Annotated in this window: 16 protein-coding genes; 15 read left to right on the top strand and 1 reads right to left on the bottom strand. The window is 45.3% G+C overall.

Annotated features, from left to right (window positions below; translation table 11 throughout):
* Positions 1-14: 14 nt before the first annotated feature.
* The 15 genes from flhB to ORJ00_RS10315 all read left to right on the top strand — a co-directional run bounded on the left by flhB (position 15) and on the right by ORJ00_RS10315 (position 15,148).
* Positions 15-1,142: a flagellar biosynthesis protein FlhB gene (gene flhB / locus ORJ00_RS10385; protein ID WP_027672707.1), complete on the top strand. Its 1,128-nt coding sequence runs from the start codon at positions 15-17 to the stop codon at positions 1,140-1,142.
* 72 nt (positions 1,143-1,214) lie between these two features.
* Entirely contained in the window at positions 1,215-3,317 is a 2,103-nt protein-coding gene (flhA, locus tag ORJ00_RS10380) for a flagellar biosynthesis protein FlhA (RefSeq protein WP_306125959.1), read from the top strand.
* A 10-nt stretch (positions 3,318-3,327) separates the two neighbouring features.
* On the top strand, positions 3,328-4,728 hold the full coding sequence (flhF, locus tag ORJ00_RS10375) for a flagellar biosynthesis GTPase FlhF (protein ID WP_306125958.1): 1,401 nt from the start codon (positions 3,328-3,330) through the stop codon (positions 4,726-4,728).
* Positions 4,721-5,599 (top strand): MinD/ParA family protein, encoded by an 879-nt coding sequence (locus ORJ00_RS10370; RefSeq protein WP_027672710.1) that lies wholly within the window; start codon positions 4,721-4,723, stop codon positions 5,597-5,599. Before flhF ends, ORJ00_RS10370 begins: the two co-directional genes overlap by 8 nt.
* Entirely contained in the window at positions 5,596-6,315 is a 720-nt protein-coding gene (locus ORJ00_RS10365; protein ID WP_027672711.1) for an RNA polymerase sigma factor FliA, read from the top strand. The genes ORJ00_RS10370 and ORJ00_RS10365 overlap by 4 nt, the downstream gene beginning before the upstream one ends.
* A gap of 52 nt (positions 6,316-6,367) precedes the next feature.
* Positions 6,368-6,739, top strand: a complete 372-nt coding sequence (gene cheY / locus ORJ00_RS10360; protein ID WP_205623276.1) for a chemotaxis response regulator CheY — start codon at positions 6,368-6,370, stop codon at positions 6,737-6,739.
* 25 nt (positions 6,740-6,764) lie between these two features.
* On the top strand, positions 6,765-7,517 hold the full coding sequence (locus tag ORJ00_RS10355; RefSeq protein ID WP_027672713.1) for a protein phosphatase CheZ: 753 nt from the start codon (positions 6,765-6,767) through the stop codon (positions 7,515-7,517).
* 15 nt (positions 7,518-7,532) lie between these two features.
* Positions 7,533-9,707: a chemotaxis protein CheA gene (locus ORJ00_RS10350; protein ID WP_306139803.1), complete on the top strand. Its 2,175-nt coding sequence runs from the start codon at positions 7,533-7,535 to the stop codon at positions 9,705-9,707.
* 12 nt (positions 9,708-9,719) lie between these two features.
* Positions 9,720-10,862 carry a protein-glutamate methylesterase/protein-glutamine glutaminase gene (locus ORJ00_RS10345; protein ID WP_027672715.1) on the top strand — a complete coding sequence of 381 codons (1,143 nt, stop codon included), beginning with the start codon at positions 9,720-9,722 and terminating at the stop codon, positions 10,860-10,862.
* Entirely contained in the window at positions 10,855-11,598 is a 744-nt protein-coding gene (locus ORJ00_RS10340) for a flagellar motor protein (RefSeq protein WP_027672716.1), read from the top strand. Before ORJ00_RS10345 ends, ORJ00_RS10340 begins: the two co-directional genes overlap by 8 nt.
* A gap of 5 nt (positions 11,599-11,603) precedes the next feature.
* On the top strand, positions 11,604-12,572 hold the full coding sequence (locus ORJ00_RS10335; protein ID WP_306139802.1) for a flagellar motor protein MotB: 969 nt from the start codon (positions 11,604-11,606) through the stop codon (positions 12,570-12,572).
* 1 nt (position 12,573) lies between these two features.
* Positions 12,574-13,350 (top strand): ParA family protein, encoded by a 777-nt coding sequence (locus ORJ00_RS10330; protein WP_306139801.1) that lies wholly within the window; start codon positions 12,574-12,576, stop codon positions 13,348-13,350.
* 3 nt (positions 13,351-13,353) lie between these two features.
* Positions 13,354-14,172 carry a chemotaxis protein CheW gene (locus ORJ00_RS10325; protein ID WP_306139800.1) on the top strand — a complete coding sequence of 273 codons (819 nt, stop codon included), beginning with the start codon at positions 13,354-13,356 and terminating at the stop codon, positions 14,170-14,172.
* Between the two features lie 29 nt (positions 14,173-14,201).
* Positions 14,202-14,696, top strand: coding sequence for a chemotaxis protein CheW (locus ORJ00_RS10320; RefSeq protein WP_027672720.1), 495 nt, complete (start codon positions 14,202-14,204; stop codon positions 14,694-14,696).
* Positions 14,697-14,704: 8 nt separating this feature from the next.
* The gene (locus ORJ00_RS10315) at positions 14,705-15,148 is read left to right on the top strand and encodes a DUF2802 domain-containing protein (protein WP_051220015.1); all 444 of its coding nucleotides are present in this window, start codon (positions 14,705-14,707) and stop codon (positions 15,146-15,148) included.
* Here the strand turns inward: ORJ00_RS10315 and ORJ00_RS10310 are convergent.
* The gene (locus ORJ00_RS10310; RefSeq protein WP_027672722.1) at positions 15,145-15,453 is read right to left on the bottom strand and encodes an EscU/YscU/HrcU family type III secretion system export apparatus switch protein; all 309 of its coding nucleotides are present in this window, start codon (positions 15,451-15,453) and stop codon (positions 15,145-15,147) included. The genes ORJ00_RS10315 and ORJ00_RS10310 overlap by 4 nt on opposite strands.
* Positions 15,454-15,459 lie beyond the last annotated feature (6 nt).

Below are 15,459 nucleotides of genomic sequence, written 5' to 3'. Positions count from 1 at the left end.
TAAAAGGCACGCTAATGGCAGATGATAGCGCAGAAAAGACCGAACAGCCCACAGCCAAAAAGCTGGAAGACGCCGCGAAAAAAGGCCAAATAGCCCGCTCTAAAGATATGGGAACGGCTTTTGTGTTGATTGGCAGTGCCGTGGCGATATTGGTGTTTGGTAAAATGCTGGCGATGGCTATTTTAGATATTGGTCAGCGTATGCTGCGACTAAACCCTAAAGATATCTTTGAGACTAATTCGATGTTTACCGCATGGGGCGATGTCGGCATGCATGTTGTACCGCCCTTGGCAGGCATGTTTTTGATTATTCTTGTTGCTGCTTTTGTTGGTAACACTTTATTGGGCGGGTTTAATTTTAGCTGGGAGGCAGCCGGGCCTAAAGCCAGCAAAATGAACCCTCTTAACGGTTTTAAGCGCATGTTTGGCCTGCAGGCATTGGTCGAGCTGCTTAAAAGCATTCTTAAAGTGTTGGTTGTCGTGGGGATTGCCTATTTATTGCTGAAAATGTTCTTCTTCGACATTATGGCATTGTCATTGATGAGTGAGCCGAACAACATTGAGTCAGCATTGTATTTTCTGGCTTGGTTGTTTCTGGGCTTGTGTGCCAGTGTATCGGTGATTGCCGTGGTCGATGCACCTTACCAAAAGTGGAATCATGTTAAGCAGCTTAAAATGTCGCTGCAGGAAATTAAAGACGAATACAAAAACAGTGAGGGTGATCCGCAAATTAAAGCCCGTATTCGTCGCACGCAAATGCAAATGTCGATGAAGCGGATGATGCAGGAAGTGCCGAAAGCCGATGTTATTGTAACCAACCCGACACACTACGCCATCGCATTAAAATACGACCAAGGTAAGTTTCGCGCACCTGTGGTGGTAGCCAAAGGTGTAGATGAGGTGGCGATGCATATTCGTAAAATTGCTAATGAACATAAAGTGCCTGTCATTGAATCTCCGGCACTTGCCCGGTCTATTTATTACACCACTAAACTCGACCATCCTATTCCGGAACAATTGTTTTCAGCAGTGGCGCAGGTATTGGCTTATGTTTATCAATTAAAAATGTACAAAAAAGGCAAGGGCAGCCGGCCAAAAACCTTAGCAAAAGAACTGCCAATTCCAGAAGGATACCGCCACTAAGGCTGCGCTAAATAGTATTGGAACATTTCTTGCTTTAATCGAGAATAGTGCCAATTTACTGTCAGGGTTGTCATGCAGTTAGCCAGCTTCTTTACCAATTTCGACCGGTCGAAATTTGCCTTTGCTCAAGGCCTTGGTACACCTCTATTTATTCTTGCTGCATTGGCGATGGTGATACTGCCATTGCCTCCATTGCTGTTGGATGTGCTGTTTTCGTTCAATATTGCGTTAGCGTTAGTGGTGTTGCTGGTAACCATCTACACGATGCGCCCGCTGGATTTTGGGGCCTTTCCTGCCATCTTGCTGGTCGCGACCATAATGCGCCTTGCGCTAAACGTTGCCAGTACCCGCGTGGTGTTGCTGGAAGGCCATGAAGGTGGTGATGCCGCAGGTAAAGTGATTGAAGCCTTCGGCTCTGTGGTTATTGGCGGTAATTACGCTGTCGGTATCGTGGTGTTTTTAATTCTGATTATCATTAACTTTGTGGTGGTTACAAAAGGTGCGGGCCGTATTGCTGAAGTGTCGGCACGTTTTACTCTGGATGCTATGCCAGGTAAACAAATGGCCATTGACGCAGATCTAAACTCCGGGCTTATCACCCAAGAAGAAGCACGGGTTCGCCGTGAAGAAGTTACCAGCGAAGCCGACTTTTACGGTTCGATGGACGGTGCCAGTAAATTTGTTAAGGGTGATGCTATTGCCGGTATTGTTATCTTGGTCATCAACCTGGTAGGCGGCTTATTCATTGGCATGATGCAGCACGACCTTTCCTTTGGTGATGCGATGGAAATATATACGCTATTAACCATTGGTGACGGCTTGGTGGCACAAATTCCTTCGTTGTTGTTATCTATTGGCACCGCAATTATCGTTACACGACAGAATAAGTCAGAGAACATGGGCCAGCAAATGACTGCACAGCTTGGCAATGTTCAGGTGTTGGCTGTTGCCTCAGGTGTATTAACCCTGATGGGCGTGGTACCAGGTATGCCCCATTTTGCTTTTTTGTCGCTTGCCGCCATTGTCGGGGGAACGGCGTATTTAATGTATAAACGCAGCAAAGAAACTAAAGCTGAAGTGGTTAATCGTAATAAGTCTGACGTGGCGCCGGTTGAAAATAACGTGGTTAAAGAAATTGGTTGGGACGACGTACAAGGTGTCGACACGATAGGATTAGAGGTAGGGTATCGCTTGATCCCCCTGGTAGATAAAACACAAGGTGGAGAGCTGTTAAGCCGGATCAAAGGTGTGCGTAAAAAGCTATCACAGGAGCTTGGGTTTCTGGTACCTGCTGTACACATTCGGGATAACCTCGATTTAGAACCCAACACTTATCGTATGACGTTGATGGGCGTTACCAGCGGTGAAGGCGAGCTACGCCACGACAATGAGCTGGCGATAAACCCTGGTCAGGTATTTGGAACCGTTAAAGGGATTGCCACCAAAGATCCAGCCTTTGGTCTGGATGCGGTCTGGATAAGCAAAGATCAGCGTGAACATGCCCAAACGTTGGGCTATACCGTAGTTGATGCCGCCACAGTAGTGGCAACACATTTAAGCCAGATCTTAACCAACCACGCGGCCAGTTTATTAGGGCATGAAGAAGTACAAAACCTGCTTGATATGTTGGCAAAACATTCTCCTAAGTTAGTTGAAGGTTTAGTGCCCGATACATTGGCACTGACAACGGTGGTTAAAGTGCTACAGAATTTACTTAACGAGGGTGTGCCGATTCGCGATATGCGTACCATTGTGCAGACGTTGGTTGAATATGGCGCCAAAAGTCAGGATGTTGACGTGCTGACTGCCGCCTGTCGTATAGCTTTACGTCGTCTTATCGTGCAAGAGGTTGGCGGTAGCCGTAAAGAAATTCCGGTTATTACCTTTGCACCTGAACTAGAGCAAATGCTGCATCAATCTATGCAGGCTGCTGGCAATGACGGCGCAGGCATTGAGCCGGGGCTGGCCGATCGTATCCAGCAATCGTTACAAGACGCACATCAGAGCCAGGAATTAAACGGCGATAGCGCTGTTTTATTAACGTCAGGAATTTTACGCACAGTCATGGCACGATTCGTGAAGTATACCATTCCAGGACTACGGGTATTGTCGTATCAGGAGATACCCGATGATAAACAAATTCGAATTGTCAGCGTCATTGGCCAGGCAAGTTAGGAGTTAGCTCATGAAAATTAAACGCTTTGTGGCAAAAGATATGCGTACCGCTTTAACTGAGGTAAAGGAATTTCTTGGTCCGGACGCTATTATTCTGTCGAACAAAAAAGTTGCCGAAGGCGTCGAAATTGTCGCTGCAATAGACCATGAGCCAGCAGGCACAGCCGCTGCGACCCCAGCGCCGGTGCAGGTTAAGCGTGCAGAACCGCGTTTTACTGCCACGGTAGCTGATGATGACGAGGCAGAAACAGATGCTCCGGCAGACTCTTTAAAAGCCTTGTTAGCCCGGCAGATGATTAAGCAACAGGTCAGTGCGCAGCAAACACCATCGGCAAAACCAGTAGCTAAAACCAATACGGTTAATACAGCAAAAGCGCCGCAATTTGAACGTCAAAATTCTGGCGTAGGTGGCGGTATTAGCCAGGTAAACCTGACCGAGTTGACGAAGCAGCAAGAACATCAAGCTAAACTTGTTCAGCAACAAATGGATGCAATGCGCAACGAAATGTTATCAATGCGCCAATTGTTGCAGCATCAGGTATCAGGTTTGATGTGGCAGGACTTAGCTCGCCGTGAACCGGTAAGAGCACTGATTATTGAAAACTTGCAGCAGTTAGGTTTGTCGGAGCAGGTTGCCGATCAGCTTGCCTGTTTTATGCCAGAAGACTCAAATAGCGCTGATGCCTGGGATACGGCATTAGAATTATTAGCTGGGCAGTTAAGTACAACCAATGATGATATTTTACGTCGTGGCGGTGTTGTGGCGCTTGTTGGCCCAACCGGAGTAGGAAAAACTACTACTGTGGCAAAGTTAGCGGCGGAGTTTGCCAAACGCCACGGTGCAGATCAGGTCGCGCTTATTACGACAGACAGTTACCGTATTGGTGCTTTTGAACAATTGGCAACTTTTGGCAGAATAATCGGTTGTCCGGTTAAACAAGCAAAAGACAGTGATGAACTGGCTTTGTTAATCAATCAGTTACAACAACGTAAACTAATATTGATAGATACCGCTGGAATGAGTCAGCGTGATGTGCGCTTAGCGGAAAAACTTGCCAGTCTAGTGCATAATAGTCGTGTCAAAATAAAAAGTTATCTGGTATTGTCTGCCACAGCACAGGCAAGGGTAATGCAGGAATCCGTTGCACATTTTAAACGTATTCCATTGTCAGGTTGTATTTTTACCAAACTTGATGAATGCTTAAGCTTAGGTGAAGTTATCAATGTTGCTATCGCCAATGCATTACCGGTCAGTTATTTAACTAACGGCCAGCGTGTACCAGAAGATATCGCCGTTGCAGAGGCAAAAAAATTGGTACAACAAGCAGAAAATTTACGAATTGCACAAAGTAGCACGGCTCATCAGTGGTACAACGACGAGATGCACCGAGCGGATGGAACCTATGCATAGTCATGAAAATACTGACGATCAAGCCAATGGCCTGAGAAGAATGAGTAAGCAGATGGTAAAAGTAATATCAGTTACCGGCGGCAAAGGTGGGGTAGGTAAAACTAACGTTACCCTGAATCTTGCCATGGCTCTAGCCCAACTTGGCAAGAGAGTGCTGGTGCTGGACGCAGACCTTGGCTTGGCTAACTGTGATGTGATGCTAGGGTTGAGAGTTGATAAGAATTTGTCACACGTGCTTTCAGGCGAAGCAGAGCTGGATGACGTTATTATTGATGGTCCTTTCGGTATCAAAATTATTCCCGCCACCTCTGGCTCTCAAAACATGACTGAACTCGCACCAGCAGAACATGCCGGACTGATACGAGCGTTTAGTGAATTAAAAACACCAGTTGATATATTGCTGGTTGATACCGCTGCGGGTATTTCCGACATGGTATTGAGTTTTTCCAGAGCGTCACAAGATGTGATGGTAGTGGTATGTGATGAACCCTCCTCAATTACTGATGCTTACGCGCTAATGAAAATATTAAGTCGTGATCATGGTGTCGAAAAATTTAAAATTGTTGCCAATATGGTACGTAGCCTTAAAGAAGGGCAAGAATTATTCGCAAAATTAACCCGGGTAACTGATCGCTTTTTGGATGTGAATTTAGAATTAGTTGCTACGATACCTTACGATGAAAATGTACGTAAAGCTGCGCGCAAACAAAAAGCGTTTGTTGATGCGTTTCCAAGATCGCCGGCGAGCATGGCCGTAAAGAGCTTAGCACTTAAAACGGCAAAGTGGCCGTTACCAGCATCAGCGTCAGGTCATCTGGAGTTTTTTTTGGAGCAATTGGTTCAGCCACAAACTGACCGGGGTTTAGTGTGAATAGCAAAATAGCGGCCTATGGCGGTGTTGACCATATGCAGCAGATGGTCGAACGTCATGCCCCTTTGGTAAAGCGAATTGCATATCACCTGATGGCACGTTTGCCCGCTAGCGTATTGGTAGATGATCTTATTCAGTCGGGTATGATTGGCTTGATTGAAGCGGCGAAAAATTTTGATGGTAGTAAAGGTGCCAGTTTTGAAACCTTCGCCGGAATACGAATTCGTGGTGCCATGTTAGATGAAATGCGAAGAGGTGATTGGACCCCGCGCTCAGTCCATCGTAATGCAAGGCTAATAGCAGAAACAATTGCGCAACTTGAATCTATACATGGCAGAGATATAAAAGACAGTGAAGTTGCTGAAAAACTTGATATATCTCTTGATGAGTACCATCATATGTTAAGTGATATCAGTAGCGGTCGAATTATCGGTATTGAAGACCTTGGGGTGTCGGAAGATGTACTGGTAACGTCTGGTGATACAGACAGCGATAATTTGTATGAAAGCCAGGCTAGTGAGGCTTTTCATCAAGATTTAGCAAAAACAATCAGTAGTTTACCAGAACGAGAAGCATTAGTGCTGTCGCTGTATTATAATGACGAACTAAACTTGAAGGAGATCGGGGCTGTACTTAATGTCAGTGAGTCCCGGATCAGTCAAATCCATAGTCAGGCATTGGTCAGATTAAAAGCCAGAATGCAGGATTGGTTGTAACCTATTCTGAGATAACAGTAATATCTCGTCGGAGGGGATTTTGGATAAGAACATGAAAATTCTTGTGGTAGATGATTTTTCAACCATGAGACGCATAATAAAAAATCTGTTACGTGACCTTGGCTTTACCAATGTATCTGAAGCAGACGATGGCAGTACAGCGTTGCCAATGCTGCAAAACAGTGAGTTTGATTTTGTGGTTACAGACTGGAACATGCCAGGTATGCAAGGGATTGATTTGCTTCGTGCAATTCGGGCCGATGCTAAGCTGAAGCATATACCGGTATTGATGGTAACCGCAGAAGCTAAAAAGGAACAAATTATTGCAGCAGCGCAAGCTGGTGTGAATGGCTATATTGTTAAACCTTTTACTGCCGCCACGTTGCAGGAGAAGCTAGCTAAAGTATTTGAGCGGATCGGCTAACCGTTACTGACAAAGGAGCGTTGCCATGTCCGCAATTACGGCGCCTTTAATTTCATTAGATCAAGCTAGGGAGCTGGTACAGCTCCTTGAGATGGGTGAAAATGACGCGGCTAATGAGCTGGTGCAGCAACTTGCTGTACCTGGTTCATCAGAGCTTTTTGCCGAAGTTGGCAAGCTAACACGTCAATTACATGACTCTCTAAAAAACTTTCAAATCGATCCTTCACTAAACAATTTGCTTGAAGAAGATATTCCCGACGCTAAAAAGCGTTTAAATCATGTTATTGATATGACAGAGCAAGCAGCAAACAGGACGATGGATGCGGTTGAGTCTTGCCTGCCTATTGCTGATCAATTGACTCAGCAACTCGATAAAATTAAGCCTCAGTGGCAAAAATTGATGCATCGTCAAATGCAGCTTGGCGATTTTAAGATGCTATGCGCGACGTTAGATAGTTTTTTCCAGCAAGCTAGCGGTGATTCAACCACTCTTAATGGACTGTTAACTGATGTGTTAATGGCGCAGGATTATCAGGATTTAACCGGCCAAATATTGCGGCGTGTTATTGAATTAGTGCGAGAAGTGGAAGAGAGCCTGATTGGCTTATTAACCGCTTTTGGCCAGTCAAGTATTATGATGCAAGCAGAAGCCAAACCAGCCAGAAATAAACCTAAAGCGCATGAAGCAGAAGGCCCTATTATTGACGCTGCAGAGCGTGAAGATGTGGTTAGCGGTCAGGACGACGTTGATGATTTATTGTCCAGCTTAGGTTTTTAACAGAGGGGTCTTTGCATGAGTTTTGATATGGATGAGGATATACTGCAGGACTTTCTGGTTGAAGCCGGTGAAATCCTGGAGTTGTTGCAAGAGCAGTTGGTTGAGCTGGAAAACAATCCAGATGATGCCAATTTATTGAATGCTATTTTCCGTGGTTTCCATACGGTTAAAGGCGGTGCTGGTTTTCTGTCATTAACCGAATTAGTTGATGCCTGCCACGGTGCTGAAAACGTATTTGATATTTTGCGCACAGGTAAGCGCCGCGTTACACCAGAATTGATGGATGTTATTTTGCAGTCATTAGATAGCATTAACGCCATGTTTGTTGAAGTACAAAATCGTCAACCTCTGACCCCGGCATCTCAAGCCATACTTGACGCTTTGCATCATTACAGTGAGCCTGAGTCTGCTAGTAATCCAGCTCCTGTGGTATCAGCGCCAGTGCAGCAACCACAACCAGTTCCAGAACCTGTTTCGGCTCCCGTAGTTGCAGCTCAAAGCGATAATGTCGAGGACATGACAGAAGAAGAGTTCGATCGGATGATGGACGAACTTCACGGTAAAAAAGGTTCGCCTACTACTGCTGCGCCAGCTTCAGTATCCGAAGCTAGTAAGGCTACTCCGGTAGCTGGCGATGATATTACCGATGATGAATTTGAAGCCATCCTTGATCAGTTGCATGGCAAGGGGGCTTTTATACCTGACTCTGCGCCAGAGCCTGAACCAGCTAAACCAAAACCAGCAACGGAGACAGCTAAAGCTAAGTCGTCAGATGAGATTGATGACGCCGAGTTTGAAGCCTTACTAGATCAATTACACGGTAAAGGTCAGGCGCCTGTCGCAGCCGCAAAATCAACTCCTGCAGAGCCAGCACCAGCGCCAGTGGTTGCAGCAAAAGCGGAACCTATTGTTACTAAACCGACAACCGCCGCACCTGCTGCGCCAGTAGCAGATAAAGCTGCGGCAGCACAGCAGGCAGCTCAAGCGGAAACAACCGTCAGAGTTGATACTAAACGTTTAGATCAAATTATGAATATGGTGGGTGAACTTGTACTAGTGCGTAATCGGCTAGTAAGTTTGTCAGGCACAGTACAAAGCGAAGAAATGAGTAAAGCCATTTCTAACTTGGATGTAGTAACTGCGGATATTCAAGGCGCTGTAATGAAAACCCGCATGCAACCCATTAAGAAAGTGTTTGGACGTTTTCCCAGGGTTGTGCGGGATTTAGCGCGCTCGTTGCAAAAAGATATAGAGTTAGTGCTGGAAGGTGAAGAAACCGACCTGGATAAAAATTTGGTAGAAGCACTGGCTGATCCGTTAGTGCATTTAGTGCGCAACTCAGTTGACCACGGTATTGAAATGCCGCAAGTGCGTCAAAATGCTGGTAAAAAACGAACGGGCACTGTTAAGTTGGCTGCCGCCCAAGCGGGTGATCATATCCTGTTAACCATCCACGATGATGGTGCCGGTATGGATCCGGAGAAGCTAAAAGGTATCGCGATAAAACGAGGCATTCTTGATGTTGATGCAGCTGCTCGTATGTCTGATACCGAGGCGTTTAATCTGATTTTTGCACCGGGATTCTCTACTAAAGAGCAAATCTCTGACATCTCTGGCCGTGGTGTGGGCATGGATGTGGTGAAAACCAAGATTAATCAACTTAATGGTACTGTGCATATTCACTCAAAAATGGGTGAGGGTACCTTACTAGAAATTAAAGTTCCGCTGACATTGGCCATACTACCTACTCTAATGGTCGTAGTTGGCAAGCAGACATTTGCTTTGCCGTTAGCCGGGGTGAGCGAAATATTCCATTTGGATTTAAATAAAACAAATGTGGTTGACGGGCAGTTAACTATTGTTGTGCGCAACAAAGCCATACCCTTGTTCTTCCTCGAGCACTGGTTGGTCAAAGGATCAGATAAAAAGCGTCGGCGCGAGCAGGGGCATGTAGTTATTGTACAAATTGGTACACAGCAAGTCGGTTTCGTGGTTGACTCCTTAATTGGTCAGGAAGAAGTGGTAATAAAACCATTAGATGCGCTTCTGCAAGGTACACCGGGTATGGCGGGGGCAACCATCACCTCAGATGGTGGTATTGCGTTGATCCTTGATGTACCAAACCTGCTGAAACACTATGCGAAGAAATCAAAGATTAAGTTTGATCGCTTTAATAAGATGAAAGCCTAAAGAGAGTAACGTATGGCCATTAAGGTATTAGTGGTAGACGATTCAAGTTTTTTTCGCCGTCGCCTAACCGAAATTCTGGCAAAAGATGGCGATATTGAGATCATCGATACTGCCGTAAATGGCCGAGAAGCTGTGGATAAAGCCAGGGCACTTAAGCCTGACGTAATTACCATGGATGTTGAGATGCCAGTGCTTGATGGCATCTCTGCTGTACGCGAAATAATGCAACAGCAGCGTATTCCTATTTTGATGTTTTCATCATTAACCCACGAAGGTGCTAAAGCAACGTTTGAAGCACTGGAAGCTGGAGCGGTAGATTTTCTGCCGAAAAAGTTTGAAGATATTGCCCGTGATAAAGACGAAGCCGGCCAGTTGCTCAGAGACAGGGTAAAAGCGGTTGCACGTAAGCGGCAGCTTGGCCGAGCCACCTTTAGTAGTTCAATACCAACACGCTCTGATACACCAGCTTCTCCGCGTTTAAGTGAACGGCCTTCACTGACACGTAACAGCTTTGAGCGCCCCAAGCTTAGTGACCGGGTTACAATTCCACCTACGAGAATACAAGCCAGCGGTAAACAATATAAGTTAGTTGCAATAGGAACCTCTACCGGTGGGCCAGTAGCATTGCAGCGAATTATTACGGCACTACCGGCTGATTTTCCATTGCCTATCGTGTTGATCCAGCATATGCCTGCAGCCTTTACTGGCGCCTTTGCGCAGCGTTTAAACTCATTGTCTAAAATTGAAGTGCGCGAAGCAACAGACAATGAGGTATTGCGTCCCGGAGTCGCATATTTAGCGCCGGGTGGTAAACAAATGCTTATTGATGGCAACGAGCGAGATGCCCGATTGCGGATAAAAGAAGATGATTCACCTCGCATTACGTTTAAACCCAGTGTCGATATTACTTTTGCTACAGCAGCAAAGGTGTTTAGTGACAAAGTATTAGCCATTGTATTAACCGGCATGGGCGCAGATGGCCGGGAAGGCGCACGTTTGCTCAAGCAACTTGGAGCGCGCATTTGGGCTCAGGATGAAGCCAGTTGTGTTGTTTATGGTATGCCTCAGGCGATAGCAGCGGCAGGCTTAATGGATCAAGAAGTTAGCTTAAATGATGTCGCATCGCGGCTAATTGCGGAAATTATGCATGGATAAGTTGGCAATAGGTGGTTTTCTATTAGCTGTTTTGGCCGTTGCTGGTGGCTTTGTTATTGAAGGTGGTAACTTAACAACCTTGCTGCATTTCCCTGCGTTCTTAATTGTGTTTGGCGGTACCATTGGCGCCGTTATGTTACAGACACCAGTGAATCAGTTTGTGTTAGGCATAAAGATGTTGCCTTGGGTTGTAAAGCCAAATTTGTTGCCATTAGAGCATACTGCTGAACGTATCGTGCATTGGGGAACTGCAGCACGAGGCAGCGGCTTTTTAGCGTTGGAGAATGATGCACTGTCCGAGCAAGATACTTTTTTGCATCGGGGTCTTAACTTGTTAGTTGACGGCGTTGAGCCTAAAACATTGCAAGATACGCTAGATGCGGAATTAACACTCGAACGTGAACGCTACCTGCGCGGTGCACGCATTTTTGACGCTATGGGGGGCTACAGCCCAACCATTGGTATTGTCGGCGCCGTGTTAGGATTAATTCAAGCGATGACAAATATTTCCGAGCCACAACTGCTAGGGCTTGGTATCGCAACCGCGTTTGTTGCGACTATTTATGGTGTTGGTTTTGCCAACCTTTTATTTATTCCTATTGGCAACAAATTAAAAAGTTTGGTGCATCAACGTACTTTGTATCACGAGTTAATTATCGAAGGTCTGGTTTCTATTGCGCATGGTGAAAATCCACGCAATATCGAGCGTAAGCTGGCCGCTTACCATCCAGGGTAACGTTTATGTACCGGCACAAACAAAAGCATAAGTATGTAGAACAAGAGCAGTTAGACCGCTGGTTAGTGTCATATGCCGATTATATGACACTGATGTTTGCTCTGTTTGTGGTGTTGTATGCTATGTCGATTGTAAAAGAAGAAGAGTACGATGTGCTGGCAAACAGCCTCACTCAAATGTTTGAGAAACCTCAGCCCTCAAGTTCAAGTCAACCCGCGCAATCATTGCTGCCTGAACCCGTCGTGCAAAAAGAAATAGCGCTTTATGGTGCGTCGGTAGTGCCGGCTGATATTCACCAGTTGTCTGATGTTGCTAAACGCAAGTTAGGTAGCCCACTGCACTCGGTTGAGGAGCAGCTTACCCAAGCTTTAGCTTCATTGCTGGAACAAGGCGTTGCGAAACTCCAACAAGATGAAAACTGGTTAATCATTGAGCTTAGCAGTGCGCTATTATTCGCCAGTGGCAGTGCGACCACGACACAATCTGCACAGACTGTGCTTAATGAAATTGCGACAGTTATCAATCCAATTGAGAATTTTATTCGCGTTCGCGGCTATACTGATGATCAACCCATTAATAATGAGTTGTTTGCATCAAACTGGGAGTTATCTGTAGCAAGGGCCACATCTGTATTAAGAGTGCTTGAGCGTTCTGGCACTGCATCAGAACGTTTGGCAATAGAAGGGTATGGACAGTATTATCCATTTAATCCAAATGATAGCGTGCAAGGGCGTGCTGCAAATAGAAAAGTTGTGATTGCGATTTCGCGTTATGGTTATCAAGCCAGCAGTACTGAAGAGACAGATGAAACGGCAGCAAGAGCCGTTGAAGCAGATACCTTGCAGCGTCAGTTAGAACAAGTTTCACAGCAAGATGGCAGTATTAAAGTTATTACGTTGCCAGGTGGTGGTATACGTGTCACGACACGTGACGAAAGCCCCGATGTCGAGCCTCCAGAACAACAGGAACCATGAAGTGGTTATTTGGACAGTTGCAAATCAGAAAGGTGGTGTAGGTAAAACCACGACTACCGTCACTTTAGGCGGTCTACTCGCAAAGCGTGGTTTTAAAGTGTTGCTGGTAGATACCGATCCGCACGCGTCACTTACTTACTATTTTGGTATTGATGCAGAAGAACTGGAAGTCAGTGTTTACGATATTTTTATTCGCGGAAAAGATATTACCAGTGAAGAGATTCTGCAGTCATTATGCCCAAGTGGAGTCGACAATTTAGATATTTTGCCTTCCTCAATGGCGCTGGCAACACTGGATCGTTCCTTAGGTGCTAAAGGCGGAATGGGCCTGATGCTCAAAAAAGCGCTGCATCAAATTCGCCAAGATTATGATTATGTGTTGATCGACTGTCCTCCGGTAATGGGGGTTTTAATGGTAAATGCTATCGCTGCGTGTAACCGGATCCTTATCCCCGTGCAAACGGAGTTTTTGGCATTAAAAGGTCTGGAACGAATGATTGCAACGATGGCCTTAATGCGCACTTCAGAGGAAAAAGACTACGCCTACACTATTATTCCTACTATGTATGACAAAAGAACTAAAGCATCACTTGAAGCTTATAAAGAATTAAAATTGAAGTACGAAGATAAAGTGTGGTCTGCTGTCATTCCGATAGACACCAAATTTCGTGATGCCAGTTTAGCCCAGACGCCGCCCAGCGAGTTTGCTTCTGCGTCACGAGGCGTATTTGCATACAACACGCTATTGACGTTTTTATTGCAATTGGCGCCGGAGTAAGGCATGAGTAATTTAATTGCCAGTCAAAAGGTAATGAAGCATTATTTGTCGGCGTTATTGACCGAAGACGCTGAAGCAGACGCAGTGGTGCAGGAAGAGCAAAAAAAGCAGCAGCTTAATGCACTTTTAGCACAGGCTGTTGTTAGCGCGGCTGAGGAAAAAAAGGTTGATGTTAAACCGCCGGTTGTATTGCCAACGGCAGTAGCCACAGAGACAGATGCGCTTGCGACATTAAAAGCGAAGTTTGCTGCAGCTGAACAGTCACAACACTTACAACAACGGGATGTACCGGTTGCTGAGCGCCTTACTTTAGCGCCGCCCAATGAAACACCTAAGCCAAGTATTGCGGCAGTTTCTCCGGTGGAGAAAGACTATCGTCAGGGCAAATTTCAGGCATTGTTCTTTGATGTTGCCGGCCTTAAAGTTGCGGTACCGCTTAAAGAACTCGGCGGTATTCATCAAATTGCGAAAATAAACAGCCTGATTGGTAAACCAGATTGGTTTAAAGGCGTTATGTTGTATCGCGAGCAGAAAATTAATATTGTCGATACCGCGCGCTGGGTTATGCCAGAAAAATATGACGAAGATTTCCAGCAAAAGCTAAACTATCAATATGTTATTATGCTTGGTAATAGCAATTGGGGATTGTGCTGCGAAACGCTAGTTAATACTTTCGTGCTTGAGCAAGATGATGTTAAATGGCGTGAAGCTGAAGGTAAACGTCCTTGGATGGCGGGTCTGATTAAAAAACATATGTGTGTTTTACTCGACGTTGACGCTATGATTGATTTATTAAACCGTGGTCTGGATATCAGTGCCTAACGGGTAAGGTATTACTACAGGAGTTATGCATGAGTGATTTAACCAAACAATCTGCCAAAAAGAATGCGGCTGCTGATATTGTTTTACAGTGGGTTACCTTCAAACTACAAGAGGAAACTTACGGTATTAATGTAATGCAAGTGCAAGAAGTATTGCGTTATACCGAAATTGCACCTGTGCCGGGCTCTCCGGATTATGTGTTGGGTATTATTAACCTGCGCGGTAACGTTGTTACTGTTATTGATACTCGCTCGCGGTTTGGCTTAGAGCCTGCCGAAGTCACTGATAATAGCCGTATCGTTATTATTGAAGCTGAAAAGCAGGTTATTGGCATTTTGGTCGATAGTGTTGCAGAAGTGGTGTATTTGAAGTCGTCAGAAATTGATACAGCACCAAATGTAGGCACCGATGAAAGTGCACGATTTATCCAAGGCGTGTCAAACCGTGAAGGTGAGTTACTCATTTTAGTCGACTTGAATAAACTGCTCAGTGACGAAGAGTGGGACGAGATAACCTCGATTTAGGAATGGCTATGTGGCTTAGTGTAGTAATACAAACGGCACTATTATTGGTATTGGCTTTTTTTACCTTTTTATGGTGTCGTCGTTATCAGCAAAGCGTCACTAAGCAGTTAAATGAGCTGGAAAAAAGGCTGGAGTATAGCGCTCAGCAGCAACAGCAAAGCCAGCTTGATGTGGAAGAATTAAGAGCCGGTATTATTGGTGTAGGGCAACGTGTATTGCAACTTGATGCCGCGTTGACTGAGTTGAATGACCAACTTAACGTTGATATGCAGGCGTTAGCAGACAAGCAACAAGCTTTGCAACTTACTGACCCTGAGTCAAAAATATACAGTAGAGCAATGAAAATGGTGAAATTAGGCGCGGATCTGGATGAGATCATACGTGAATGTGAGCTGCCGCGTGCTGAAGCTGAGTTGCTATTTAATCTGCATCAACAAAATAAACAGTTTTAAGATTTAAGATCAATACGCTGATGTATGTTGTGCCAGTTCTCCGGAAATTTCCCCTGTAATACATACGAAAATGCAATAAGCTCCGCGATTACAATATAAAGCTCAGGAGGAATTTGATCTCCTAGTTGCAGCTGGCTGAGTAACTGACTCAGTTGGTCATCTTGATGCACTAACACACCGTGTTCACGTGCTACAGCAATAATGTCGTCGGCTAAATCACCATGGCCTTTTGCTGTTATGGTTGGGGCATGCTTGCCCTCATACTGTAGCGCTGTTGCCGTTCTGTTTTTTTTATCTTCCGTCATAACAAT

The sequence above is a fragment of the Rheinheimera baltica genome (assembly GCF_030731985.1).
In the GTDB taxonomy this organism is placed as follows: domain Bacteria; phylum Pseudomonadota; class Gammaproteobacteria; order Enterobacterales; family Alteromonadaceae; genus Alishewanella; species Alishewanella baltica.
Note: the sequence above shows the minus strand (reverse complement) of the source record. Positions and strands in the feature narration are given on the sequence as shown.